This window comes from Myxococcales bacterium (genome assembly GCA_016712525.1).
Lineage (GTDB): Bacteria > Myxococcota_A > Polyangia > Polyangiales > Polyangiaceae > JAAFHV01.
Window position 1 is genome coordinate 1610637 of sequence record JADJQX010000001.1, and the last position, 26954, is coordinate 1637590.

Annotated in this window: 13 protein-coding genes; 4 read left to right on the forward strand and 9 right to left on the reverse strand. The window is 70.5% G+C overall.

Translation table 11 applies throughout. The features are described 5' to 3' along the window. Positions 1-163: 163 nt before the first annotated feature. Complete coding sequence (locus IPK71_06920; GenBank protein ID MBK8213472.1) at positions 164-6937, forward strand: SDR family oxidoreductase; 6774 nt, start codon at positions 164-166, stop codon at positions 6935-6937. Positions 6938-7023: 86 nt separating this feature from the next. Here IPK71_06920 and IPK71_06925 read toward each other — a convergent pair whose 3' ends face one another. From IPK71_06925 to IPK71_06935, 3 genes are all read right to left on the reverse strand, one after another. Further along, positions 7024-7497 (reverse strand): hypothetical protein, encoded by a 474-nt coding sequence (locus IPK71_06925; GenBank protein ID MBK8213473.1) that lies wholly within the window; start codon positions 7495-7497, stop codon positions 7024-7026. A gap of 537 nt (positions 7498-8034) precedes the next feature. Then, positions 8035-10191, reverse strand: a complete 2157-nt coding sequence (locus IPK71_06930) for a hypothetical protein (protein ID MBK8213474.1) — start codon at positions 10189-10191, stop codon at positions 8035-8037. Positions 10192-10357: 166 nt separating this feature from the next. Beyond that, complete coding sequence (locus tag IPK71_06935) at positions 10358-11698, reverse strand: hypothetical protein (protein MBK8213475.1); 1341 nt, start codon at positions 11696-11698, stop codon at positions 10358-10360. A 321-nt stretch (positions 11699-12019) separates the two neighbouring features. Here IPK71_06935 and IPK71_06940 point away from each other — a divergent pair, with 321 nt between their 5' ends. Together IPK71_06940 and IPK71_06945 are read left to right on the forward strand one after the other, a co-directional pair. Next, positions 12020-16174, forward strand: coding sequence for a tetratricopeptide repeat protein (locus IPK71_06940; protein ID MBK8213476.1), 4155 nt, complete (start codon positions 12020-12022; stop codon positions 16172-16174). Between the two features lie 76 nt (positions 16175-16250). Next, positions 16251-16736, forward strand: a complete 486-nt coding sequence (locus IPK71_06945) for a hypothetical protein (GenBank protein ID MBK8213477.1) — start codon at positions 16251-16253, stop codon at positions 16734-16736. 50 nt (positions 16737-16786) lie between these two features. Here the strand turns inward: IPK71_06945 and IPK71_06950 are convergent, their stop codons facing one another. The 4 genes from IPK71_06950 to IPK71_06965 all read right to left on the reverse strand — a co-directional run bounded on the left by IPK71_06950 (position 16787) and on the right by IPK71_06965 (position 21184). Next, positions 16787-17902, reverse strand: coding sequence for a hypothetical protein (locus IPK71_06950; GenBank protein ID MBK8213478.1), 1116 nt, complete (start codon positions 17900-17902; stop codon positions 16787-16789). 180 nt (positions 17903-18082) lie between these two features. Further along, positions 18083-18547, reverse strand: a complete 465-nt coding sequence (locus tag IPK71_06955) for a hypothetical protein (GenBank protein MBK8213479.1) — start codon at positions 18545-18547, stop codon at positions 18083-18085. A gap of 275 nt (positions 18548-18822) precedes the next feature. Next, the gene (locus IPK71_06960) at positions 18823-20364 is read right to left on the reverse strand and encodes a ferritin-like domain-containing protein (protein MBK8213480.1); all 1542 of its coding nucleotides are present in this window, start codon (positions 20362-20364) and stop codon (positions 18823-18825) included. Between the two features lie 124 nt (positions 20365-20488). Further along, positions 20489-21184 (reverse strand): hypothetical protein, encoded by a 696-nt coding sequence (locus IPK71_06965; GenBank protein ID MBK8213481.1) that lies wholly within the window; start codon positions 21182-21184, stop codon positions 20489-20491. 323 nt (positions 21185-21507) lie between these two features. Here IPK71_06965 and IPK71_06970 point away from each other — a divergent pair, with 323 nt between their 5' ends. Then, on the forward strand, positions 21508-22446 hold the full coding sequence (locus tag IPK71_06970; protein ID MBK8213482.1) for a hypothetical protein: 939 nt from the start codon (positions 21508-21510) through the stop codon (positions 22444-22446). Between the two features lie 30 nt (positions 22447-22476). Here IPK71_06970 and IPK71_06975 read toward each other — a convergent pair whose 3' ends face one another. Continuing rightward, on the reverse strand, positions 22477-24261 hold the full coding sequence (locus IPK71_06975) for a PEGA domain-containing protein (GenBank protein ID MBK8213483.1): 1785 nt from the start codon (positions 24259-24261) through the stop codon (positions 22477-22479). A gap of 308 nt (positions 24262-24569) precedes the next feature. Beyond that, positions 24570-26876, reverse strand: a complete 2307-nt coding sequence (locus tag IPK71_06980; GenBank protein ID MBK8213484.1) for a hypothetical protein — start codon at positions 26874-26876, stop codon at positions 24570-24572. Positions 26877-26954 lie beyond the last annotated feature (78 nt).

Below are 26954 nucleotides of genomic sequence, written 5' to 3' on the forward strand. Positions count from 1 at the left end.
GACGTCGGGCGCGGTGCGTGCACGCGGCGCGTTACGAAAAGGCGAACACTCCTGAACATTTAGCCACGTCAGGCTCTCGTGACCTGGCCCTGACAATCGGTGCCTTTTCGGTGTGCTACCGCCAGGAAACCCGTGCGCCGCCGGCGGGAACTCCTCGAGCACCATGAAGCCCAGCCAAAAGCCCGCCTCCGCCGACACCCTCATGACCCCCATCGCCGTCGTCGGCATGGGCGCTCTCTTCCCGGGAGCGAAAGACACGTTCGCGTTCTGGAAAGACATCGTCGAAGGGAAGGACCGCCTCACGGAGGTGCCGCGCTCGCACTGGCTGCGCGACGACTACTACGCGGAGAAGCCCGGCACGCAGGACAAGGTCTACACGACCCGTGGCGGCTTCCTCCCCGAGGTCGACTTCGCTCCGATGGAGTTCGGCATGCCGCCGAACGCGCTGCCCGCGACCGATACGGCGCAGCTCCTCGCGCTCGTGGTCGCGAAGCACGCCCTCGAAGAGGCGACGCGCGGCAAATGGGAGACCGTCGACAAGAGCCGCATGAGCGTGCTCCTCGGCGTGGCGTCGGCCACCGAGCTCGTCGCGCAGATGACGGGGCGCCTCCAGAAGCCCGTGTGGCAGCACGCGATGCGCCAGGCCGGCCTCTCGGACGCCGAGATCGCCCGCCTCACCGAGGAGATCGACAAACAGTACGTGCCTTGGCAGGAGTCGACCTTCCCCGGGCTCCTCGGCAACGTGGTGGCCGGGCGCATCACCAACCGCTTCGACATGGGCGGCTCGAACGCCGTCGTCGACGCGGCCTGCGCCGGCTCGCTCGCGGCGCTCTCGATGGCGGTGAACGACCTCGCGCTCGGGCACTCGGACCTCGTGCTCACGGGCGGTGTCGACGCGCTGAACGACATCTTCATGTACATGTGCTTCGCGCAGACGGGCGCGCTCTCGCTCTCGGGCGACTGCCGTCCCTTCTCCGACAAGAGCGACGGCACCATGCTCGGCGAGGGCATCGGCATGGTGGCGCTCCGCCGCCTGAGCGACGCCGAGCGCGACGGCGACGCGATCTACGCGGTCATCCGCGGGCTCGGCTCGTCGTCCGACGGGCGCGCCAAGAGCATCTACGCGCCCTCGGCCCAAGGCCAGACGCTCGCCCTCGAGCGCGCCTACGAGCGCGCCGGTTACGGCCCCGAGACGGTCGGTCTGGTCGAAGCCCACGGCACGAGCACCCAGGCCGGTGACGCGGCCGAGTTCGAGGCGCTGAAGCAGGTGTTCGCCAAGGCGGGCGCCGAGAAGGGCTCGATCGCGCTCGGCTCGGTGAAGGGCCAGATCGGCCACACCAAGGCCGCCGCTGGCGCCGCCGGGCTCATCAAGGCCGTGCTCGCGCTCCACCACAAGGTGCTCCCGCCGACCATCAAGGTCGACGCCCCGAACCCGAAGATGGGCATCGAGGACAGCGCGTTCTACCTCAACACGCAGCTCCGCCCCTGGGTGCACGGCGCCGACAAGGCTCACCCGCGCCGCGCCTCGGTGAGCGCGCTCGGCTTCGGCGGGACGAACTTCCACGTCGCGCTCGAAGAGTACGTGGGCCCCTCGGATCGCCCGGGCCGCATGCACACGCTCCCGTCGGAGCTCTTCGTGCTCTCGGCCGACACGCCCGCCGCGCTCGTCGCCGACGCGCAGGCGCTCGCGAAGGCCTCGGAGACCGAGGGCGCGTTCTCGCACCTTGCGAAGGCCTCGCAGCTCTCGTTCGACGCGCAGAAGCCCGCGCGCCTCTCGGTGGTCGCGACCGACGCGGCCGACCTCAGCGAGAAGCTCGCGTTCGCCGCGCAGACGATCTCGAAGAACGAAGCCGCGACGTTCTCGTCGCCGAAGGGCATGTGGTACGGGGTGGGTGCGTCGGCAAAATCCTCTGAAGTTGCGGTGCTTTTCCCGGGGCAGGGCAGCCAGTACGTCGGCATGGGCAAAGACCTCGCGGTGCACGTGGACCGCATGCGCGACGTGTGGGACGGCATCGCGAGCGAGGTCCGCGACGGTACGGGCTCGCTCGCGTCGCGTGTGTTCCCGGCGCCCGGGTTCGGCCCGGAGGCCCGCGACGCTGCCGAGCGCGCCCTCACCGCGACCGACTGGGCCCAGCCCGCGATCTGCGCCACGAGCCTCGGCATGCTGCGCCTGTTCGAGCTCACGGGTCTCCGACCGGCGATGGTCGGTGGGCACTCGCTCGGCGAGGTGACGGCGGCCGTCGCGGCGGGCCTCTTCGACGAGAAGACGGGCCTCCTCCTCGCGCGGAAGCGCGGTGAGCTCATGGCCGAGGCGAGCAAGCTCCCGGGCGCGATGACCGCGGTGTCGGCCGAGCGCGACGTGGTGGCGAACGCGGTGCATGGGCTCGACGTGGTGCTCGCGAACCACAACGCGCCGACGCAGATCGTGCTCTCGGGTGCGACCGAGGCGATCGAGCGCGCCGAGAAGGCCCTCGAGCAGAAGGGCCTCACCGCGAAGCGCCTCTCGGTGGCGACGGCGTTCCACTCGCCCATCGTGGCCGGTGCGGTCGCGCCGTTCCGCACGCACCTCGACGGCGTCGACGTGGCTCCGGCCAAGGTGCCGTTCTTCGCGAACGCCACGGCGGCCGTGTACCCGAGCGATCCGTCGGCCGCGCGCGCACAGCTCGCCGAGGCCGTCGCCAAGCCCGTGCGCTTCGTCGAGCAGGTCGAGGCCATGTACGCGGCGGGTGCGCGGGTGTTCGTCGAGGTGGGGCCCGACGCCGTGCTCACGAAGCTCGTCGAGCGTTGCCTCGAGGGGCGCGCGCACACGGCGATCGCCTTCGATCAGAAGGGCAAAAATGGCGTCGTCGCGTTCCAGTCGGCGCTCGGTCGCCTCGCGAGCTTGGGCCTCCCGGTCGCGTTCGAGCGCTTCTGGTCGGGCGAGGTCATGGGCGAGGACCCGACGACCTCGTCCAAGCCGAAGTTCACCGTGAAGCTCTCGGGCTCGAACTACGGCAAGCCCTACCCGCCCAAGAACCCCGTCGCGCGGCCTCCCGTGCGCACGCCGGCCGCGCCGGTCGTCTCGGCGCCCGCGGCTCCGGCTCCGGCCCTGAACGGTCACGCGAACGGACACGCGAACGGTCACGTGAACGGCGCCAAGGTGGCCGTGAGCGCCGCTCCCGTGGCACGCCCCGCCCCCGTCCCAGCGTCCGCGCCTGCGCCCGCGCCCGTCGCGCAGGTGGTCGCTTCGTCTCCCGCGCGCCCGGTCCCCGCGGCGCCTGTTTCCCGTGTCCTTTCCACGCGTTCCGAGGTCTCGATGTCTTCTCACGTTCCGCCCGCGCCCCCCGTCGATCCGTCGAGCTTCGTCGCCTCCCTCGAGCGCCTCCAGGCGCCCGCCATCGCGGCCCAGATGGAGTTCCAGCGCCTGATGGCCGAGAGCCACATGGCGTTCCTTCGCACGGTCGAGACCTCGTACGCCCAGCTCGGCGCCATCACGCAGGGCGCTCCCGCGGCCTTCGCACCGGCGGCGCCCCCCGCGCGCGCCATGGCCCCCGCGCCGCAGTACGTGCAGCCTGCACAGATCGCCGCGCCGGCCCCCGTCGCCCGCGCCGCGGCGCCTGCGCCGGCCTACGTCGCGCCCGCGCCTGCCCCGGCTCCGGTCGTCACGAAGCCCGTCGTCGCCGCGCCCGCGCCCGTCGTCGCGAAGCCCGCGGCTCCGGCGGTCAAGGGCCCGTCCCTCGGTGATCTCACGCCGACGCTGCTCGCGGTGGTGGCCGAGAAGACGGGCTACCCGGCCGAGATGATCGACGTGAACATGGACATGGAGGCCGACCTCGGGATCGACTCGATCAAGCGCGTCGAGATCCTGTCGGCGATGAAGCAGAAGGTCGCCGATCTCCCGCAGGTCCCGAACGCCAAGATGGCGGCGACGCGCACGCTCGCGCAGATCATCGAGCTCTTCGTGGGCGCGGCTCCCGAGGCTCCCGCGGCCCCGGCGAAGGCGAACGGCGCGCCCGCCCCGAGCGCCGCCCCGGCCGCGCCCTCGGGTGGCGTCGACGTCGCCACGCTCACGCCGACGCTGCTCGCGGTGGTGGCCGAGAAGACGGGCTACCCGGCCGAGATGATCGACGTGAACATGGACATGGAGGCCGACCTCGGGATCGACTCGATCAAGCGCGTCGAGATCCTGTCGGCGATGAAGCAGAAGGTCGCCAATCTCCCGCAGGTTCCGAACGCGAAGATGGCGGCGACGCGCACGCTCGCGCAGATCATCGACCTGTTCGCCGGCGCCGCCCCCGAGGCCGCCGCGCCTCCGCCCGCGAAGGCCGCGGCCCCGGCTCCTGCCGCGGCTCCTGCCGCCCCCGCCAAGGCTTCGGGTGGGTTCTCGTCGGCCGCGCTCACGCCGACGCTGCTCGCTGTGGTGGCCGAGAAGACGGGCTACCCGGCCGAGATGATCGACGTGAACATGGACATGGAGGCCGACCTCGGGATCGACTCGATCAAGCGCGTCGAGATCCTTTCGGCGATGAAGCAGAAGATCGCGAACTTGCCGCAGGTTCCGAACGCGAAGATGGCGGCGACGCGCACGCTCGCGCAGATCGTGGCCCTCTTCGAGGCGGCTGCGGGTGCGCCCCACCACGCAACTCCATTATCGCGCGCGGTGACGGCCGCGCCCGTGGTGAACGAGGTGGTGGCGGAGCCGGTGCTCCGCGTGGCCGTGCGGCCCGTCGCGGCTCCTGCAGCGGGGTTCGCGATGCCGGGGCTGCTCGGGCCCGGGACGTTCGTGGTCACGCCCGACGGCACCGCGCTCCAGGCGAAGGTGGTCGACGGTCTGCGCGTGCGCGGCGTCAACGCGGTCGCGCTCGGGGTCGCCGAGATCCCGGCCGACGCGGCGGGGGTCATCTTCTTGGGCGGCTTGCGTGAGGCCCACGGGGACGACGCTCTCGGCGTGAACCGCGAGGCGTTCGGCGCGGCGCGTGCGGTCGCTTCGCACATGCGCGAGCACGGAGGCCTCTTCGTCACCGTGCAAGACACCGGTGGAGACTTCGGCATGTCGGGCGCGGCGGGTGAGCGCGCGTGGCTCGCCGGCGTGGCCGCCCTCACGAAGACCGCGGGCGACGAGTGGCCCAAGGCCTCGACCAAGGCGATCGATCTCGAACGGGCGCATCGTCAGCACGACGAGCTCGCCGAGACGATCGTGGCCGAGCTCTTCGCGGGCGGTCCGGAGCTCGAGGTGGGCCTCCGGGCCGACGGCTCGCGCCTCACGCTCGCGAGCGTGAAGGTGCCGCTCGAGGTCGCTAAGCGCCCGATCCCCGAGGGCGCCGTGTTCGTGGTCACGGGCGGCGCGCGCGGTGTCACCGCCTCGTCGCTCGTGGAGCTCGCGAAATTCGCGAGGCCGCGTGTGCTCATCCTCGGGCGCACTCCGCTCGAAGAGGAGCCCGCGGTCTTCCGTGGCATCACGGACGAGAGCGCGCTCAAGCGGGCCGCCCTGCAAGACGCGAACGGCCGCGGCGAGGTGGTGACGCCCAAGATCATCGGCGCCAAGGTCGACAAGATCCTGGCCAACCGCGAGGTCCTCGGCACGCTCGCCTCGCTCGAGGCCGCCGGGGCGAAGGTGCGCTACGCCGCGGTCGACGTCCGAGATGCGGTCGCCCTCCGCGCCCTGCTCGACGACGTGCGCGCCTCGTGGGGCCCCGTCCACGGCCTCGTCCACGGCGCCGGCGTGCTCGCCGACGCCTTCATCGACAAGAAGACCGACGCCCAGTTCGATCGTGTCTTCGACACCAAGGTCATGGGCCTCCGCGCCCTCCTCGAGGCCACGCAGACCGACCCGCTCGAGTTCATCTGCCTGTTCTCGTCGGTGGCCGCGCGCGCCGGCAACGCGGGCCAGAGCGACTACGCTATGGCCAACGAAATCCTGAACAAAGTCGCGGCTGTAGAGGCGCGTCGCCGCGAAGGTCGGTGCCGTGTTTCGTCGATCGGCTGGGGCCCGTGGGACGGCGGCATGGTCACGCCGGCCCTCCGTGGGCACTTCAAGGAGCGAGGCGTCGCTCTCCTCGGCGTCGCGGCGGGTGCGCTCGCGTTCGTGCGCGAGCTCTCGGCGGCCCCCTCGGACGACGTCGAGGTGGTCATCGGCGGAGGCGACGCGGGCCTCCACGGTGGACAGGTGCGCAACGTGCGCGTCGAGGTCCGAGTGAGCGCGGCCACCCACCCGCAGCTCGCGAGCCACCGCATCCAAGGCAAGCCCGTGCTCCCCATGGTGCTCGCGCTCGAGTGGTTCGCGAGGCTCGGCCGCGCGCTCGTGCCCGGGGCGGCGTCGGTCGAGCTCCGGAACGCGCGTGTCGTCCGCGGCATCGTGCTCGACAAGTTCGACGGCGAGGGCAACCTCTTCTCGATCGCCACGGCCAGCGCCGCGGCCGATCCCGGGCACGTGTCGCTCGAGCTCCGCGACGAGAACGGCAACCTGCGCTACGCCGCCACGCTCGCCCCCGAGGGCGAAGGTCACGCGAAGGCCACGCCCGTCTCGGTGGCGCTCGGCGCGAGCCCCTTCCCAGTGGACGAGATCTACTCGGCCAAGAACCTCTTCCACGGCCGCGATTTCCAGGTGATTCGCGCCATCGAAGGCCTCTCGAACGCCGGCGCGAAGGCCGAGCTCCGCGGCACCACCGAGTGCGGCTGGCCCACCGAGTCGTGGCAGACCGACGTGGCCGCGCTCGACGGAGGGCTCCAGCTCGCCATCCTGTGCGGCCTCGGCTCGATCGGGCAGACGCTGCCCTTGCGGATCGGCCAGGTGAGCTTCACCGACGGCCCCGCGAACGGGCCCGTGCACTGCGCGCTCTCCGTGCGCAGCCAGACCCCCGAGCGCGTCGTATGCGACATCGCGCTCTCGGGAGCCTCGGGACCGATCGCCGATCTCGTCGACGTGGAGATGTACGCCATCCCGAGCGGCTCGGCATAGCGCCCTCGGAGCTATGTGGAGAAGGGCCCGCGGGAAGCTCCCTCGGGCCCTTTTCTATGGGCTCCTATCGGGGGCTGGGACGCCCGTCAGGTGGCGTCGTCCTCGTCGCGGAAGCCGACGAGGCCCTTCTCCGCGAGGCCGTTCACGATCGCCAAGACGGCGTCGACCGAGATCTCGATCGTGCGGGCGATGTCTCCCAAGGTGCGCTGGCCGTCGATGAGGTCGAGCACGGTGCGCTCGTCGCGCGTGACGAGGCGGGCGGCCGAGAGCACCCTCGGCTCGACGAGGCCCGAGAGCACGGCGACGTCGCCCTCTTTGTGCTCGATGCGCGTGGGGCGAAGGGTCTCGATGTCGTCGGGGTTCGGGCCGCCGCGGCGCGAGGACGGAACCGGCATGGACGATGGCGGGGGCGGGGGCACGGAGCTCTCGGGCGTCGTGACGAGCTGCTCCGTGCGAATCGGCTCGCGAGGGTCGGCCGAGCGCTGGCGCAGCGACGAGGCGCGCTGGGCCGGGAGCTCCGGTACCGTCGGGAGCTGGGTCTTGTTAGGCTGTCGACTCAAAGAACTCCCCGGCAAGTTTTTGTTCGTGCCTCTGCACGGAACAAACGACACCTACCACCGACGGTGGCGGCGCGGCAACGTCTCGTCGCTCCCCTGACTTGCGACGACGGCAAGCGTAGCGTCGTTTCGGCTTCGGATCGAGGCCTATCTCGGGTGGTTCGTGCGGTGACCGTGGCGTCGTCGGCGTTATTTTCGAGCCGCGTGCGGATCGTCGAGCCCTGGCCCCGGGTGCCTTGAGGCCCCCCCTGGGGTCCCGATAGCCTGGATCGATCCGTGACGGCAGCTCCTTTCGTCGGCCGCAGCTCGGCCTACATCCCCGTCGACGTCGCAGGCAGCGGCGCCGCGAGCACGGTCTTTCGCGGAGTCGACGCGAGCTCGGGCGCGCACGTCGCCGTGCACGTACCAGGGGCGAGCACGCAGGATCTCCGAGGGATCGTGGCGTGCGTGCTCGAGGGGGGTGCAAGGGTTGTTCGACCCGATCGTGCAAGGTCTGCAGGGTCGATGGAAGCGCCCGTCATCGTTGATAAATTTGGTGGGCTAGCGCCCGCGTAGGCCCTTCGCCAGCTTCGCCGCCAGGGCCGCTTGGAGGTCGGGATCGCCGCGCCCGACCGAGAGGGAGATGCGACCACCGCCGATCGCGGAGCGCACGAGGGGGGCGCTCGCGACCTCGCCGTCGAGCACGATGGCGAGGCGTCGGCGTGTCCAGGCGGCGGTGAGCTCCTCGAAGCGCTTCGCGGCCGCGCTGGACAGCTCGACCGAGACGCTCGTGTCCGCACCGCTCGGGCCTTGGGCGACGGGGACGGCGTCGACCACGTCGCGCTCCGAGATCGCGGACTCTCCGACGAGCACGTAGGTGCGGAGCGAGCTTTCGCGTCGATCCTCGGCGTACCGCTCGTCGTCGATCTCGGGCTCGACGCCGAAGCGGGCGCCCTCCGGGAGAGGGACGCCGGCGAGGAACGCGTCGAGGCGCGCGCGCGCGGCTGCCTTCGACTCGCCCGGAGCGATCACGACGCGGGCGTAGGCGAGCTCGCGCCGCGCGCCGTTCGGGCCTACGGGGATCGACTCTCGGGCGATGGAGATGCCGCTCCCCGCGGGGATCGTGTCGTCGCCGAGGTCGGCGAAGGGGGCGATCGTGTCGTCGATGCGGAGGATCTCGAGCTTCGTGCGGTGCGCAGGGGGGGCTACGTCTGCCGCGGCGGGAAGACGCGCGAGCACGAGCGCGAGGCCCGCGACGGCCGCAGCGACGAGGAGCCTTCGGGTCGGGCCGGGGTCGGGCGTGGCCGCGGGGACGACGGCCTCGGTGGGCGCGACGGGGACCGGGGCGGCGCTCGCCTCGCCGAGGACGTGGCTCGAGAGCACCTCGCGCGCCGAGGCTTCGTCTTCCGAGTCGACGAGCAACGTGACGGGCGCGTAGGGCGCGAACACCTGCCAGAGGCTCGCGAACGCGGTGCCTCGGGCCTCCGTCGCGATGCCACGGGAGGCGAGGAGCGCGCGAAGGATGGGGACCGCCGCGACCCTCCGTTCCTCCCAAACGGGTCGAAGGGGCTTCGTGCCGAAGGCGAGGCGTGTGGCGTGCACGAGGTCCATGGCCACCGCGACCATCGTGACGATCGCGAGGGACCCGAGCGGAGACGCGAGGCCCGCGAGCACGACGACCAGGAAGAACAGCGCCGACGGTACGAGCGACGCGCGCCACGCGAGCTCGGCGCCGCGACTCGCTCGCGCCCCGTCCGTGAGACCAAGGCGTGACGCGAGGCCCGAAAGCTCGCCTCGCCCGTGGAGCACGCGGGAGAGCACCACGAGGACGACGAGCGTCATGGTCAGCAGCGCCGGACCGTACGCCGGCCCTTCGAGCCAGGTGGCGGTTCGGGCGGGCCCTGTGTGGGTCAACGCCGCGGAGAGAGTGGGCAGGGAGAGGGCCGACATGGCGATGACGTACGCCTGCATCGACGACGACGGCACGGGGAGGCGTGGAGCGGCGATGCGCGTCCTCGCGTCGCGGTACGCGGCGGATTGCCGGGAGCTCGTTGTCTCTCCCACGTCGCGGAGCGCCGCGAAGGTCGCGAAGGCCACGGCGAAGGTCGCGAGCGCGGTCGCGAACCACCCTCGCGCGTCGAGCGTGGGGGCGCCCATGAACCTCCCGAACAGGCCGGGGGCCGTCGGGCCGAGGCCCGCGTGCCTCTCGAGATCCGCGACGAAGCCGCGCAGCAGCGACATCGCCATCGTCGCGACGAGGCCATTCACGAGGCCCTGGCGTGTCACGAGCTCGGCTGCGAGCAACGTCACGAACACACCTCCGACGAGCGAGACGACGGAGAGCGGGAGCGACACGGTGGCGACGTCCGCGAACAGTCCATCGCTCGAGAGCGCGTGGGTGAGCTGCATGGAGGTGGCGTAGGCCTGGAGGAGCGCGAGGAGGAGCGTGAGCCCGAGAGCCGCCGTGGTGAGCTTCGCGCGGCCCTCGGGCCTCCCGTCGCGGAGGTGCCGGAGGCGGGGCACGGCGGCCGCGGTGAGCTCGACGAGCCAGAACGCGGAGACGATCGGCGTGACTCCGAGCGCGAAGACGCTGACGTTCGCGCGGGCGGGGCCGTCGACGAGGCCCTCCGGGACGCCGGGGAGGCGAAGGTGCTCGCCCGCGAGGACGACGAGCACCGGCACGGCGAGGGTCACGGCCAAGCGGCGAGGCGCGCTCATGGGCAAGGACCTTAGCAGCACATCGACGTGCCTCCGGCGTCGCATCGGCCGCGCCCGACGACGGGCTGCCAGCGCACCCTGACAGCGTCGGATCTGGGGCGGGTGATTGCGAAATTTGCGAGTGAGAACGAGTGCTTGTGCCCATCCGTGCTCGGAGCGTCGAGCGTCAACGGGCGCGAGGACCTTGGTCGCCGGACGACGCGTCGGGGGTCGCTCGTCGTGCGCGCAGGGCGGGCACGCGACCGAGGTGCCGCCTCGCGAAGGGCAACGCGGCTCTGCGCACGGACGAGGCGCGATCGCGCAGCGCGGCCTCCAGCATGTCGAGGTGTCGCGCCCCGTCGCACCGTCCGATCCCGGCGATGGCGGCGGCGCGTCTCCGTGTCACGGGGTCGTCGTGGAAGCGCAGGAAGAGCGGGACGTCGCTCACGTCGCCGACCTCCGCGAGACCCTCGAGCGCGACTGTCTGGTCGCACCCCCCTCCCTCGGCGACACGCGCGCGGTAGAGCGCCGCGAAGTCGCGTGGGGAGCCGCCTCGCTTCGTCAGCGCGTGACGTGCGAGCTCGCGCACGCAGCGGGCGTCGTCGAAGATGGCCCGCTCGAGCCGATCGGGCGCGGACATCGGATCGTGCTCGATCGCCTTCGCCAGCGCGAGGCACCGCACCCTCCCCAGCCGATGGCGGAGCAGCCGGGCGATCGTCGACGTCTCGTCGTGGCCCTCGGGGCTCCCGAGGATGGCTCGCGCCACGTCGAGCGCGATGGAGGGATCGGGGTCGCGCTCGGCGATCGACAGCAGACCGCGCTGCTCCGGGCGGGGGAGGTGGGACACGAGGCGCAGAGCGGCGCGTCGAATCGGCAATGCGCCCTCCGCGAGAGCAGCACCGAGCTGCGCCCGTGACTCGTCTTGGAGGAGGAGCTCCTCGACGCGGCGCAGGTAGAGCGCCACGCCGTGCTCGCGTCGACGGGTCGCGCGGAGGCGCTCGAGCAGTCCGAGGCACCGGAGCCAGTGCTCGACGTACGCAGGTCTCACACGCCTGGCCACCGCCTCGCTCGCCGCGACCTCCACCGTCGAGACCCAGTCGGTCGTCCGGATCAGGAGGAACGGGAGCTCGCCGCCGTCTTCGCGCTCGGCGAGCAAGCGCACCGCCACCTCGCGCACGAACCCGTTCGTGTGGAACGACGCGAGCGCGACCACGCCCGGGTGCTCCCGGGCCCACGAGGACATCCCGAGACGAACGCTCTCCCACGCGGGCGCGGGAGGCCCTCTCTGGATGAAGCCCCCGCGGTACCACCCGTCGAACCACGCCAGCTCGGTCGGCGCGGTTCTCTCGAGCACCGTCGTCGCCGCCCGCGAGGCCTCCGCGCCGAGGGCATGGCTCTGCGGAGGCAGGAACGGCAGGAGCTCGACCAGCCTCCGCACGCCACCTACCTCGGCGATGGCCGCGATGCACGCGTGCGGGTCGTCGTCGGGCTCGGGCCTCACCACCCGGAGAGGTGTCGTCGGCTTCACTCTTCCACGGTACGCGATCCTTGGCTCCGGTCCTCCGCGCTTCCCCTTCACGAGGCCTCGCGCGCCCCGACCCGTCGCGGGTGAGACCTCGTCACCGAAGGTTCCGGGCTCCACCTGCGCACACGCACGCGCGCGCGCCAGCCTGCTCGACACGGCGAGCCAGGTGCTCGAGCACCGCGCGGGGGGACGCGAGCCCGCTCGTGCGCCGGAGCGCGCAGCTCTCAAGTCCTTGTCTTCGTTCGTGAAAATCGCGGCCATGTGACGCTTCGGTGTGCGCGCCAATCGCTTGGTCGTATGGGCGGGTCGGCGTACTCTTTCGAGGTGGCCCGCTCGCATTGGACTTCGCGCGTTCTCTCTGCCTTCGGGCTCGTGAGCCTCGCGCTCGCCCTCACCGCGGACGTGCCCTCGGCGCACGCTCAGGACTTCAACCCGGGCGGTCGCAAGAAGCCTGGTGCGAAGCCGGGTGGCAAACCGGGAGGCAAACCCGCTCCCGGCCCCGCGAAGCCCGGCCCTGGCCCCGGGAAGCCTGGCCCTGGCCCTGGCCCCGCGCCTGGCCCCGCGAAGCCGCAAGGCGAGGGCGCACCTGCCGCGGTGCTCATCGAGCGCTACACGAAGATCGTTCTCTCGCAGCCGGGCTCGCCGTTCCCGCTCCAGCGCCTCGCGCAGCTCTACCGCGACAAGGACGGCAACATCGCGAACCTCGTGAAGGACTTCGAGGCGCGCGCCGCGCAGGCGGGCCCCGACCAGTACGCGGCCACGGCCACGCTCGCGGGCATCTACAAAATCGACGGACGCGCCGACGACGCGGCGAAGACCTTCGAGAAGGCGATCGCGCTGAAATCGAGCGACCCTTCGGCCATCTTGGCGTTGGCGCGCCTCCTCCAGGACCGCGGGGACACGGCGCTCGCGCGCACACGCTACGAACAAGCCCTGGCGTTGCAGACGGTCGCCACCGATCGCGAGCAGACCTTGCGCACGTTGCTCACGCTCGCCCTCGACGCGAAGGATTTCGCGGGCGCGAAGGGCTACCACGCGCAGCTCGTGAAGATGCAGCCGACGAGCCTCTTCGTGCGCGGGGAGCTCGGGCGTGAGCTCTACGCGCGCGGCGAGTACGAGAAGGCCGAGGTCGAGCTGAAGGACCTCGTGAACGCCGCGGCCGGCGACAACCGAACGCTCGCCCCGGCCTTGAAGGACCTCGGGCGCGCGCAGGCCAAGGCGCACAAAAACAAAGAGGCGCTCGCGACGCTCAAGAAGGCCCTCCAGTCGGCGGGCGCCGAGGCCGCGGTGCGCGGCGAGATCTACGAGACGATCGCCGAGCTCTATCGCGCCGATCAGCAGCTCCCCGTGCTCGTGAAGCAGCTCGAGGACGAGCACCCCGGAGATTTCCAGCGGCTCTCGCTGCTCGCCGCGCTCTACGAAGAGACGGGCGACTCGGCCAAGGCGCTCGACACGTACCGCAAGGCCCTCGCGGTGAACCCGCGGCACATCGATCTTCGCCTCAAGGTGATTCGCCTGCTCCAGTCGCAAGGCGAGCTCGACAAAGCCATCGCCGAGTACGAAGGGCTCATTCGTGCGGCCCCGAACAACCCGACGTTCGTGTTCGAGCAGTGCGAGGCGCTCATGCAGCGCGGCGACCGCGTGCGGGCCTTGAAGCTGCTCACCGAGCTCGAGGCGCGCGGCGGCTCCGACGAAGAGGTCATGAGCCGGCTCGCCGACTTTTACGGCCGAATCGGCGAGAACGAAAAGTCGATGCGGGTCTTGCAGCGCCTCGCGCAGATCTCGACGGGAGATCCGGGGCACCTCGTCGACCTCGGCGATCGGTACTACCAAGATGGGAATACGGCGCTCGCGATCCAGACCTGGCGGCGCATCCTGGCGGTGATTCAACCGAGGGCGAAGGCGCTCTCGGCCCTCGGCGACGTGTACCTCGAGCACGACATGACGGCCGACGCGCTCGCGGCGTTCAAGGAGGCCGTGCAGCTCGAGCCGCAGACGGCCGCATACAAAAAGCAGCTCGCGTCGGCGTACGAGCGCCAAAAGAGCTTCCGCGAGGCCCGCGCTCTGTGGACCGAGCTCGCCGCGAAGGCCAAGGCCACGAACGACCGCTTGCTCGCCCGTGAGGCGCGCTCGAGGCTCGTGACGCTGTGGGGGTTCGAGCGTGTGCTCGAGCAGCAAATTCCTCAGTTGAAATCGGCCTTTGCGGGCAACCCTCCGGACGTCGAGGCGGGTCGCACGTTGGCCGAGGTCGAGCTTCATCTGCGCAAGCTCGCCGACGCCGAGGCCACGCTCCGCAAGGTGCTCCAGGTGGCGCCGGGTGACGCCGACACCTACCTCGCGCTCGAGCGTGTGCTCGTCCAAGAGAACAAGATCGCCGAGGCGATCGCCGTGCTCGAGAAGCTCGTCGCGGTGGAGCCCAAGCGGGCTCGCGAGCTCTACCAGCGCATGGCCCAGTACGCGCTCCAGATCTACAAGGACGACGACGCGATAAAGTACGCGGCGCGCGCGGTGGAGCTGAACCCCGACGACGCCGAGGGCCACAGGCGGCTCGCCGACATGTACCGCTCGCGGCAAGACATCGACCGCGCGATCCTCGAGTACCGGGCGGCGATCCTCAAGAACGACCGCCTCTACATCGTGTACTTCTCGCTCGCGGACCTGCTCCTCTCGAAGGGGCAGAGCGAAGAGGCCGACAGGCTCTTTCGGAGGGTGATTCGCGGCGCTCCCGACGAGGAGCTCGTCTCGCGCGCGGCGCGGCTTTCGATGCAGATCAACCTGGGGAAGGGAACGCTCGAGTCGCTCGAGCAGGATCTCTTGCCCATCGCGATCGGCAACCCGCAGCGCCCCATCTACCGAAAGCTGCTCGTCGAGATCTACGGGAGCCTCACGTTCGGGCTCGTGCAGCGCGTGAAACACGGAGGCAGCAAGGACGCCGACGAGGCCCGCGCGGCGCTCGCGCGGATCGGGGCCCGCGCGGTGAAGCCGCTGCTCGACGCGCTCGTGGACCAAGACGCAGGCCAGCAGCGCATCGCCATCGACGTGCTCGCGTACGTGCAGAACAAAAACGCGGGCCTCCCACTGCTCTCGTTCGCGCAGAGCAACGCGGAGCTGTCGCTCCGTCAGCGCGCGATGGTGGCGTCGGGCGCGCTTCGTGATCCGGCGCTCTTGCCCAAGTACGAGGCGCTCGTGTTCCCCAAGATCGACGGCGAGGCCCAGGTCGCGTCGGACGCGATCGCCGTGGCGGCCGCGTGGAGTATCGCGAAATCACAAGACAAAAAGGCGGTGCCGGCGCTCAAGAAGATCCTGAAATCGGGCACTCCGGACATGCGCGCGTTCGCGGCGTTCGGGCTCGCGGCGATGAAGGATCGGTCGAGCGTGCCGCTCTTGGCCGAGTCGGCGCGCGCGCTCGACGGCGGCGTGGTGGCGCGTGCTGCGGCCGCGTATGCGCTCGGTGAGCTCGGCGCGCAAGAGGAGACAGGGCCCCTGCTCGCCATGACCGAAGGCTCCGACGTCCTCGCGCGCGAGGCGGCGCTCGTATCTCTCGCGAGGCTCATGGCTGGCAAAGGCGACACGCGCTCGGCGGCCCCGAGCGCCATGGCCGACGCGGTGCTCTCGTCGTCGCGCGAGAAGGCCACGGGGCGTGGCGCTCAGCTCGCCAAGGCCGGCACGTTCGCGCTCGTGGTGCTCGCCACGAAGGGGGCGGCCGATCCGAAGCGCGATCTCTTGCCCGTGCCCGAAGAGGGGCTCGACGCGGAGAAGGCGCTCGAGCAGCTCGTGACCCTCGAGACGACCGAGAAAGATCGCGCCGACGCGTTCGTCGCGTTCCGTGACGTGTTTCGGCGCTCGGCGCTCGGCGCGCTGCAGACGTCGGACGATCGGGCCCGCACGGTGCTCGACGCGCTCGGCCGAGGGGATGGAACGTTCGAGCCTTTCGTGGGCCCGCGCGAGTCGGCCGAGACGAAGGCCGCGCGCGAGAAGGGGCGCGAGATGCTCGCTTCGCTCGAGCCGAGCATCGTGGCGCTCGCGCGTCACCCGGACGTGACCCTGCGCGTGAAGGCCATTTACCTGCTAGCGCGCTCGTCGTCCGAGGCGGCGCGCGCGGCGATGGTCTCGGCGCTCGGCGATCCCGACGCCACCGTGCAGCGTGTCGCGATCGACGCGGTCGGCGCCGTGGCGGATCCCAAGGCGACGCAGGAGGTGGTGCGCATCCTGAAGGAGCACCCGCAGTGGTCGATGCGTACGCTCGCGGCTGGCGCGCTCGGGAGGCTCGGCAAGGCCGGGAGCGTCAAGGAGGCCACGCAGGCGCTCTCGGACGCGGCGCGGACCGAGCCGTTCGCGCTCGTTCGCGAGGCCGCGCTCGTGGCCCTCGTGGACGTGGACCCCGAGGGCGCACGCGCGCTCGCCCGCGATTTGTCGACGAAGGACGCCGAGCCCAAGGTGCGCGAGGTGGCGGCGCGCATCGCGAAGACGGGGCGCTGAGCGGCCCGGGTTGCGGAACAGTTTCTCTCGGCGCGAGCGTCTCGGGGGATTTTCCGCTGGGAATGGCCAATCGACGATGACCGAGCCGAGCCCCGCGCACGTGCGTATCGCGACCCTCTTCAGCGTGCTCCACGACGGCGTCATTGCCCGGGTGGAGCGTGTGGGTACGTCGCTCACCCTGACGGTGCACATCGGGTATCTGGCCGAGCGCATCGTGCCGGGGGCGCGGGATCTTCGTGTCACGCTGCGCGGGGTCCGCGACCTTCGGTATTTGCCTTGGGCGGATCCTGGCGAGGGGCAGCGGGCTGCGGTGGATGCGGACGAGGTGCTCTCGGGCGAGGTCGACGTGCTCGAGGGGGAGGTCGACGTGTACGGTGAGGTGATCGTGCGGATCCTGCGGAGCGGGCCGTGTGCCGCGGACGTGGGCGGGGAGCTACGGTTCTCGGCGGACGAGGTCATGATCCACGACGAGCGCGGCGTCGCGCACACGGTCGAGGAGCTCGCGGCCGTGGCGCGTGGGTATTGGGAGGCGTGGGCGGCGAGGGGCTCTACGGAGGCGTGACGATTCCCCCGTGAGTGGCCCCAAAAGAGGTGGTCGCGGCGATCGGGAAATCAGGGGGTCGGCTCGATATCCCCTTGTCGTGCGCGTACCGTGACGAGGCCGAGCTCCTCGGCGAAGAAGGAGACGGGGACGAGCTCCTCGCCTTCGGAGGGCGCGAGCCCGTAGTAGATGCGCATGGGGTGAAGGACCCGCCCGATGCGCTCTCGTGTGTCTGGAGCGAAGAGCCGTGTGCCCTCGCGTAGAGTGCCAACTCGGGAGTCACTCATCGCGCCGCCCGAGGCTCGGGAGCGGTGACTGCCGTGCAGTCGGCCGTGGCCCGAAGGGAGTGGCTTGTAGTCGGACGACGCCACGAGACCTCGTACCTCGACCTCCCGTGTGCGAAACCGGATAGCCTGATAGCCCGGGGGGCCGAGGCCTTCGTGCTCGACGCGAAACCGGTATTCGGGTGTCTTCGACCCGAGGTCGCCGAATGTCGCGATGACGTCGCCGCCGGGAGAGGCGACGACCCTCGCGCGCTCCCGGACGAGGCCATTTCCGGCGACGGAAGGCAGCTCGCCTTGGTCATGGGCGACGCAGAGGGACGCGGCGGGGAGCCACCCGTCGAACGTGAGGTCCGAGGTGCTGCCCTCGACGTGGACGGAGCCGTCCGTACGCTCCTTCTCGACCAGCAGGAGGCTCGGCGCGACCTTGACCCCGGTCGCAGGGCTCGGCGGGCGATCGTGGCCGAGGGAGAGCACCGTGGCCGTGCACGCGACCGGGGCGAGCGCGCTGCGATCGGCGTACACGAGCAGCCGCACGTCGCGCATCTCGAGGAGCAAACGAACGCTGTCGCCCTCGGTCACGACGACGGCCGATACCGCGCGAATCGACTCGGAGGCTCCGGAGTGGAGGAGGTCGCCGCCCTTGGAGAACCGAAGAGGGCCGCGCCGGGCGAGCCATGCTCGGCGGGTGGTCGTCGCGGAGTAGCCATCTGCCAGAAAGTCGACTTGGGGTGCTGGTGGTGGTGGCGGGTCGACGGAGAGCGCGGGGCGCGGCGTGGCCGATGGCACTGTGACCACGGCCGGAGGGGCGGGCGGACGAGCGCTGGGAGCTGCGCAGCTCGCCAGGGACGAGAGGAGCGCATATCGAACGAAGAGAGACTGGGCGTACCGGCGCAATAGGGTCACGATGGAGTCATGGGGCTGGGGGATCGAAGTCGCGCCCCGACGAATCGACGTTGGAGTTGGCGCGGACGCCGTGCCTGAGCCTGGGGGACTCCGCCGAAGAGCCCCCAGGGGGAAAAGCGCGGCCCCATCGGATTCTCCGTCGGATTCGGCGGCGACGGAACCCGCGCGACGGTGCCGACGTCAGGCACCGCACGTGGTCGAACCGCAGAAGACCGTGACCAGGGTGCCGCCGTCGGTGGGAGGTGACACGCTGCACGCGCCCGGGACCCCCGGGCAGAGCGTGGTGCAGTCGTACCGCACCTCGGGTGCCTTCGCGTCGTCGTCGCTCGCGTCGAGGCCGCCGTCGCTGGCGACCGGGAACGGCCCGGTCCCCGCGGGAAGGCCGCACGCGTACGCGAACGTGACGTTGCACACGCTTGGGGGCTGCGAGACGGGGCAGTTGTAGAAGGTCGACACCTTCTGGGCGGTGCACACCGCTGGGTCGACGGTAGCGTTCGGTCGGCCGTTCGGGCAGCTGAACTGGGTGGGTGGCGCGGTGCCGGCCTCGCCTCCGTCGGGGGAGTCGGTCGGGGAGGTGGAGGTGCTCCCGCAGCCGATGGCCGCGGCGAGGAGGAAGAGGGAGAGCCAAGGGCGAGTTTTGGTCATAGGTGCACGAGGTGAGCACGGGCCGTGCCGCTCGGGGATTTCCATGTGGACCGGGCCCACGCCCGTCATTCGGGGCGCACCCGAGTGTGCCATGGCACGCGTACGGGGCGCGGGCCTTCGTGAGACCGGGGATGGGGGAGGTTTGGGCGTTTCGGAGAGAGAGACGAGTCTTTCCGGGCGGTTGCGGCCAACGTCGGTGGTGCGAGACGTCGTGTCGCGACCTCTCACAGTCCCTTGGGAATCGCGAGGGTCCCGTGAGGAGCCTATTTCGCCGTTCAAGCCCTCGCCGAGCCCGCGGATGTCCACTCGCGCTGCTCGGGTCGAGCGCCGTGCGCCTCTGCGTCGCCGTGGAGAGGTGCGATGCTGGAAAAAATAGCGTCGGCGCACGGAACGACGATCCCTCGGATCGAGGCAAGTCCGACCTCCGCGCACCGCTGCGCTGGCAAGAGCCCATGGGCCCGGGCCTCGTCGGACGTTGACGTGGTGTCTCGAGCCGAGGCCATCAGCGACGATGTTCGCTCGGCGAGGGCGCTCTCGAGGTCCTGTTTGGCCCACTCGCGGAACGCGCGGTCACCACGGTCGAGGAGCCAGGCCATGGTGCGCCAGGCGAGGGCGGCGTGGCGTGTTTCGTCGGCGGCGATGCGCTCGAGCACCGCGCGGATGGCCGGATCTTCGGCTTGGTGGAGGGCCTCCGTGGCCTCGATCGCGGCCAGAGTCTCCCCGAGACACCCTTCACGAAGGAGTGTCGCGAGAACGGCGCGTGAGCTCACGGCCCCTACGCCGAGCGCCCCTTCGATGGAGAGGGCCGCGGGCCCAATCTCGTATCCAGCGTAGGCGCTGGCCACCAGGAAAGCCGCGTGCGCGTGCGCGGTCTCGTCGGCCATCGCCGCGCTCGTCTCGGCGAGCGCCCAGCCCGGCGCCCCGAGCGCGAGCAGCTCGAGCGCGAACCGAGCGAACGCCGCGACGGAGGCGTGCTCCATCTGCCCGACGCGGGTCCAGTGACGAGCGAGCTCACCCCGTGACGCTTCGGAGAGCTTCTGCACGTCGGGGAGGTGCGCCCCTCCGCACCAATCTCGGCGGGCCATCACGGGGGCGAGCCGCGCGCTATCTGCGACGATGAACGGTCGGCCTGGGCAGGGCAGGGGCGACTGTCCGCACGCCCGAGCCCCCGAGGCCTCGCTGTAACCACACATGGGTAGGTCACCCGCGCCGGCCTCTCGTGGGCAATCGTTTCCGAGGCACGCGTCCTTGGTGGTCTGACAAAGATAGCGGTTCGGTGCGCGGTTGCAGCCCCCGAAGGCGCTCGGAGCGCTCGCGCAGAAACTCGAGGGTCCGCAGTCCGAGTCCTGCTTGCAGCTCGCGCTCACGCAGCGGCCCACGCTAGTTCCGCATTCGCAGATTTGGCCCGATCCGCAGTCGCTGTCGCGCACGCACCCGTAGACGCATCCGCAAGGGGGGACGGCGCCGGAGCTCTCTCCGGTCACGCAGATGCCGTTGGGCTTCTGCGTGCAGTCCGTGTCCTTGCTGCACGTGCCGGATGGGTTCGTGGTGTCGCCACACGTGCCCGAGGGGCGCACCGGACAATCCTTGATGGCGGCCCTGTGGACGAAGCCTTCGGAGCAGGAGATGAAGCCGGTATCGGGGAGATTAGGGCCTAGCAACGGCTGTGGCGATCCGCACGTGCCCGCGGTGAGCCTGCTGCTGCCCCCGTCGGTTCCGCCGGGGTCGGTGGACGTGGTTCCACACGCGGCAAAGGTGACACCGAGCGCGCTGCTCAGGGCCGCAGCGACGACGCGAAGCGCAGATATTTCCCTCATGCTGGAAGCGTATCCGCGCCGCCGCCAACAGCATTCGACTTTTTCGTCATCCCTGCGAGCGCGACGACGCCTCCCGCGGGCTGTCGGGAGAGTGGCGTTACGCGAGGCCGAGGGAGGCCTCGGCTCAGGGGGCTGGGCTGCTCGCCGTGTAGGGGCGCTGTCCGAACGTGTTGCCGCCTGCGCCGAGCTCGCAGGCGAGAGTGAACCCGGGGGCGTTGAAGGTCTTCTGCGGCGTGCAGAGCGCCACGGCGCAGCCGATCTTGGTGGAGGTCGACCACACCAGTTGTGTGTAGTGTCCACACACTTGACCGGGCTTGCACGTGTTCGCCGCGAGGTCGTAGTGCGCCTTCTCGGCCCACCACATGCCGAGACCCTGGTCGAACATGGCAGAGACTTTGGTCGTGTTGGTCGCGTCGCCGAGGGTGAGCCCCGTGACGGTCGCCGCGGCGACGTTTTCGCCGACGTACGTGCCCACCCAGCCGGGGATGTTCTTGCGAGCTTCGGCGGGGGAGTGCTCCACCGAGCAGCTTTTCGCGACGCCGGCGGCGTAGGTGGCGAGGTTCTCGTCCCAGGCGAGCTGTGGCATCGCCGCGGCGCCGACGCTCGCGCGCAGCGCGTTGACGCTGGCCACGAAGGCGTTCTTCTGCGCGGCGCTCAGGGGCGCGAGCGCGACCGTTTGTGGCGCGGAATGGGCCTGCGAAGCCGACGGGAGCGTGACGGCGCGGGGCGGGAGCGTGGGTGTACGTTGCGTCCGGTTCGGCGCCGAGGGAGCCGCCTCGACCGACGTGGCTCCGACGAGCGCGACGAGCACCCCCGCCATCGCAACCCCAAGACCCGCAGACCTGCGCGATGCGCTCATGGACCGCCCCGACGTGGTGGAGAGAAGGGCAGCCGCTCCACCCGTTGGAGGTGGCTCGTGCCCGAGACCGAACAACGCGCCGACGTGACGCGCGTGCGAACGAGGCTAGCGCCTTGGCGCGGATGCGCAAAACGTGGGCGGAGGCCACGGGGCGGGTGATGCGCGCAACTTGCCGACATGAATGGGAAATGTCGCGGTGTGAGGGACCCCTGAGAGTCGTCTTCGCCGGGCCCGTACGCCACCTCGGAGCCATCGTGGAGCGCACCCGGTGTTACGCTCCAAGCGTGCCTAGCGCGCTCGCCACCGCGCTCGCGGCCCAGCGCGAGCCTTCGGCCAAACGTTCCCACCTCGACCGGCGATGCGCGGCGCGAGGGATCGAGGCGCTCGCCGACGAGATCGAAGAGCTGCTCGAGGCCACCCGCACGGGGTACGTCGAGGCGCGCGCCGCGGCCCTCGCGCTCTCGTCGTGGCTCGTGCACCACCACGCCGTCGCGCTCCCCGAGACCTCGCTCGTGCCTTCGCGTGCGCCGCTCACGACGTCGCCGACCATTCTCGCGCTGCGTGCCTCGTCGGGGGCTGCCCAAAGGCCCCTTCTTTCGTCACTGCTCCGCGAGGGGAGGGCCGCAGCGACGCTCGCCAAAGGGGGCCGTTTGGGTGAGATCTGCTTGCCCGCGAGCGCGATCGACTCGGCGCCTCCCAGCCACACGTTCGTCTCGGAGTCGTCGATGTCGGCGGCCGAGAGCGAGGTGCTCGGTGACGTCGGTGCTCGGGAGAGGCCGCCTTGGGAGCCGTTCGACGACATCCCCTTGCTCTCGGTCGAGCCCATGCGAGGGCCGTACGTCGGGAGGCCGCCGCTCGCGATCGACTCGGCGCGCTTCTTCTATGGTCGGGGTACGACCGGAGCCCTCGAGCCGCTCCGGATGCACCATCGCCCGCGCGTGATCGAGAAGCTGCTCGACCAGCGGTGGCTCCGTCTCCGCGACGTCGTCCTCATCGCGGCACGTCGGCCCACGGTGCCCGCGCTCGCGTGGGCCGTCGCGTCGAGGGATCGCTGGTTTTTTCAGGCTCCCGTACGCGAGGCCCTGGCGCAGAACCCGTTCTCGCCCACGAGCCTCGTGCTCGCGCTCTTGCCCGCGGTCACGGCGTCGACGGCCTCGAGGCTCGCGCGCTCCACGTCGCCCGAGGTGAGCGACGCGGCGAGCCGCTTCGGCGTACAGCGATGACCGTCGAGCTCGGGTTCGTCGACGCGAGCCTCAAGGACCGAACATGAGGCCGACGTAGAGGCCCAAGTACACCTGGGGGCCCGTGGCGAGCTGGTACGACGGCGTCGTGAGGCCGACACCGGGCGCGAGCTGACGGCTGCCGTCAGGGTCGGTGCGCGGGATCTGGTCGCCGAAGATCTTCGCGTTGGGGCTCTCGGCGAGCATCATGAGGCCGATGGGCATCGAGAGCTTCTCGCTGAAGCGCGGTGCCACCGAGCCGTCGAGCGAGAGCACCGGGGAGAGCGAGCCCACCGCGTTCGAGGCGAAGGCGTCCCGTAGGCCTTGCGGGCCCTCCGTGTCGCGCACGAGGAACGACACGCGGTACGACGCGCCCACGCCCACGGCGAAGCTGCCGCGGAGCCCGTTCGTCTGGAACGAGAGGCGCGTTCGGCGGAGCAAGAACCGGCCGCCGCGACCGATGAGGAAATCTTCTTTGCGCTTCGGGTCGGGGCCGAGGCCGCCGCCCACGCCGAGGTTCGAACCGGAGTAGTCGAGCGTGGTCGACTGTTGATCGAAGGAGCCGCCGAAGAGGAGCTCGAGGCCCACGGGATCCCAGTGGTGGCCCGCGAAGAAGAAGAGGCCACCGCCGAGGGCCGCGCCTCCGCCCGAGCACGCCTCGACGCCCTGAGATTTGTTGGCGCATGCGGTCTGCACGTCGCTCCCGTTGCCCGCCGGGAGCATGAGCCCCATGAGCCCGAAGCCGCCATAGAACCCCTCGAGCTTGCGCGGGCCCTTGTCGTCGCCGCCGGTCTTCACCTCCTCGGAGAGGTTCAAGACCACGGTGCGCGACACGTTCTCGCGCTCGGCGAGGACGATCTCGTCCTCGAAGCGCTGGTAGCCCTCGCGCGTCACGACGAGCTTGTGGGTGCCCGCCGGTATCTCCGCGGAAAAACTGCCATTTCCGACGGGTTTGCCGTCGAGCTGGATGAGGGCGGTGGGGCTCCCGTCGACCGAGACCTTGAGCTTGGCGAGGGTGCCCGAGGCGCGGAGCTCGATGTCGCGGAGGCCGTTCTTGTCGACCGTGACCTTTTCGGGCGCAGACACGAGGTTCGGCCCCCGCACGACGACCTCGTGCGTCCCGGGATCGACGTCACCTTCCCAGGGGGCGGGGCCCATGTCGATGCCGTCGACGAAGACGCGGACGGCCTTGCCCTCGGCCTCGTGCACCTTGAGCTTGCCCTTGTTCACCTCGGCGGACAGCTTCGCCGCGACGGTGGCGGCGGTGTTGCCGGCGATGGTGACCTGCGCCTCGAAGGGGGCGAAACCAGGCTTTTTTGCCGAGACTTTGTGCTCGCCGACCGAGAGCCTCACGGGCTTCTCGAGCGGTGCCTTGCCCACCGCCACACCGTCGATCGAAATGTCGGCGCCGGCCTCGGTGGAGGTGACGGTGAGGGGCCCGGACTTTTGGCCGAGCTCCTTCAGCCGCTTCTCGGCGGTGGCGCGTTGGTCCTTCGTGAGCTTGCCCACGTGCGAGCGGATGAGGTCCTCGTAGGCCTCGTAGGCCTTGCCCGCGTCGCCCTTTTCGTAGAGCGCGTTGGCGAGGCCCATCATGGCCTCGAGGCTCGGGTTCTGGGCCTTGGCGGCGCCGTAGGCGGCGATCGCGGCGTCCCACGACTTGGACTTGGCGGCCTTGTCGCCCGCGGCGAGCTGGGCTTTGGCGTCGGCCGGGGCCTGCGCGAGCGCCACGGAAGGCGTGAGCATCGCCAGCGCTGCGGCGACGAAGCCTGCGCGGAGGAACGTGGACGAGCGCGCGACGCGGACGCGAGGGAACACCATGGCACTCCTACCGTACCGAGGCCTTCCTCCCGAGGGAAGGACGGAACGCCAGCGCGAGCGAGAGGGGGGCCCGCCGCCGCTTCGGGGAGGGGCCTGCGATTCGGCCCTCCGTGGGTCCGCTCCTCGATTTTCGTGCCTCCGCCGTTCGGCTCGACCTGCCAGAACCTGCCATTCGCGGCGACCTGTCGGTGGTGCGGTTCGACGCGATGATCCCCCTGCAGCTCACGTCCTCTGCGCGGTCAGTGCATTGGCGGACGACGATAGCCGTCCTCTTTCGTCTCCAACGCGCTTGGGGAAGCCGCTCACGCTCAGTGCGACTGGGAGACCACGTACACCTGCGGCCGCGACGCTCCCTCGACCTCGTCGATCCAGACGAAGAGGTAGCCCGCGTCCCCGACCGGGAGGATCTTACCTCCGATCTGACCGACGAACCGAAGCGGTGGTCCCTCGTGCCGTTTCGTCGGATCGTCTTGAACGAACCTGGGATAGCCCCCGAGCTTCGAGCCCCGCGCCCACCGATACGATGGCCCCGGAGGCGTGTCGACCTCCGCGACGTGCGCGACGTCGACCTCCACGTAACGCTCGAGCGACAGCGCGCGTGCTCTACCCTCAGAGACGACGACCAGCGCAGTGCTCTCCCCGTCGAGCTCTCCTTCTGCGATGAGTCGACCGTACACGCCTCCGCCGCCGAGCTCCCAGGGCTTGTCTCCGCTGCCGTTCCACCATTCCGTCTCGCTGATCGCGATGGCGACGAAACCCTTTGGGAGGGGCAGGACCTCGGGATGCGCGGGCAGGATTGCGCGCAGCTCGCCCTTCACGTCGATCGCGGGCGTTGCCATCTCCTTTCCCAGCGAGACGTGCAACGCCGGTCGCGTCCATGCTGGCGGCGGCGTCGAGAGACGCCGTGCAGGCATCGACTTTTCCGATCGCGGCAGACCTCGCGCTTCCACGTCGACCGAGCCGAGCGCCAGCGCAAGTACGTCGGTGTCGTCGATGACGAGGACGCGGTCATTTGCCGGATCCACGGCGATCAGCGCGCCTCCACTCCGGGCCGAAGCGAAGCGCTTGTTCCCCGGCAGGTTCGCGACTCGATGGGGGAGCCCTGCGGCGTCGATTACCCAGAGCGCGTCCTTCTTCGTGTCGTGGTCCCATCCGACCGTCATCAGGCGATCCCGAGCCGGATCCCAAAGGAGGATGTGCCCCGGGACTGCAGACGCGACGCACGCCCACTGCAGGTCGACGAGGCGATGCAGCTCGCTATCGACGAGCAGGTACACGCCCGCATCCGTGGACACCATCGACCCGACACCGTGGGGCGGCGGCGTCTTCGGGCGGAGCTCCAGGAAGCCTCCGGTGGACGTGCCAGCGACCCATGTCGTGTTGCACTCGGTGTCGCCGAACACGACCACGCGCGATGAAGGCGCATCCCATGCAAAGCCGACGCGGCCCGAGTAGCGTGGGCCGGGCCCGCCGTTGGCAGGCGCGATCTCGAGGAACGTTCCCCCGTCGGCCGCCGAGAGGAGCGCGCCTTTGCCATCGAGCACGAACAAGGCAGTATCGCTGGCCGCGAAGTTCAGGTAGCGAGCGTCCGTGACGTTGCCGGCCTCGACCTTGGCGATAGGCCTCCACGCTGAGGTACCTTCGGGGGTCCACCAGGTGCGGCTCGAGTGGTCCGCGACGACGAGCCGCGTGCGCGTCGTGATGCCTGTAACGTACTCACCGAAGCGCGGACCTGCCAGATCATCGCGCTCCATCGTCGTGCCTCCGGGCGCCGAGACGAGCGCAGAGCTCGTGGGTGAGCCCTGCTTCTCGAAGTCCTGTCCGCCGTAATAGACGATGCGCAGGTCACGTGTCACCGCGAGTCGCCCACCCGAACGGTACGTGGTCGTGGCGATCTCGGGCTCCACGTCGACGAAGCCCTCGTCCTGCCACGCTGCGAGCACCAAGCGATCTTCTCCTGCGGGCCGCAGCGATACGATCGTCGAGAGCGGTGGATACCACGCGAGGCCATGCAGCTTGCCGTCTTCGGCCACTTCGTAGAACGCCTCACCGTCGAACGCCCACAGCGTGCCGTCGATGTCGTAGCCGACGGCGACGCCGGCGTCCTCGACCGGTGCGAAGGCGTGCAAGTATGGCGCGACGCCGGCATCGGTGATCACGCCGTCGCGCACGACGTACGCGTTCGCTTCGTTGCTCGAGCACACGAGGACGACCGCCGCGTCGATTTTCGCGATCCATGCGGCGTGTGCTTCGGGCACCCACGCGACGGCGTCACCGAAGTCGAACGGAAGGAACGTGACGTGGTGGGGCGCGCTCGGCCGGAATGTGCGGAGACCGTCCCTCGCGATCCGGGCGATGGTCACCTCGCCGCTCGGAGCGAGCCACGCCACGGGCGGCCCTTCGATGCGTGCCTCCTCCTCCGAGGGGTGCGGTACGGCCCCGGCGACGATGCGCGTGAACCCGCCCTCGTCGCGTAGCTCCCAGACTTCCGTCGCCTCGCGGCGAGCGTCGTCGCAGGCGAGGAGGAGTCGGTCGTATTTGGGTTCGAAGGCGAGCGCGACGCGGACGTTCGGTGGCGGCCGCTCGGGCACCGTGCGCTCGAAGTGAGACTTCATGGGGTGCGACCGTAACACGTTCTCGAGAGCGGTGTAGTAGGCCGCAATGCCGATTGCCCATGATCTGGAATCGCTACG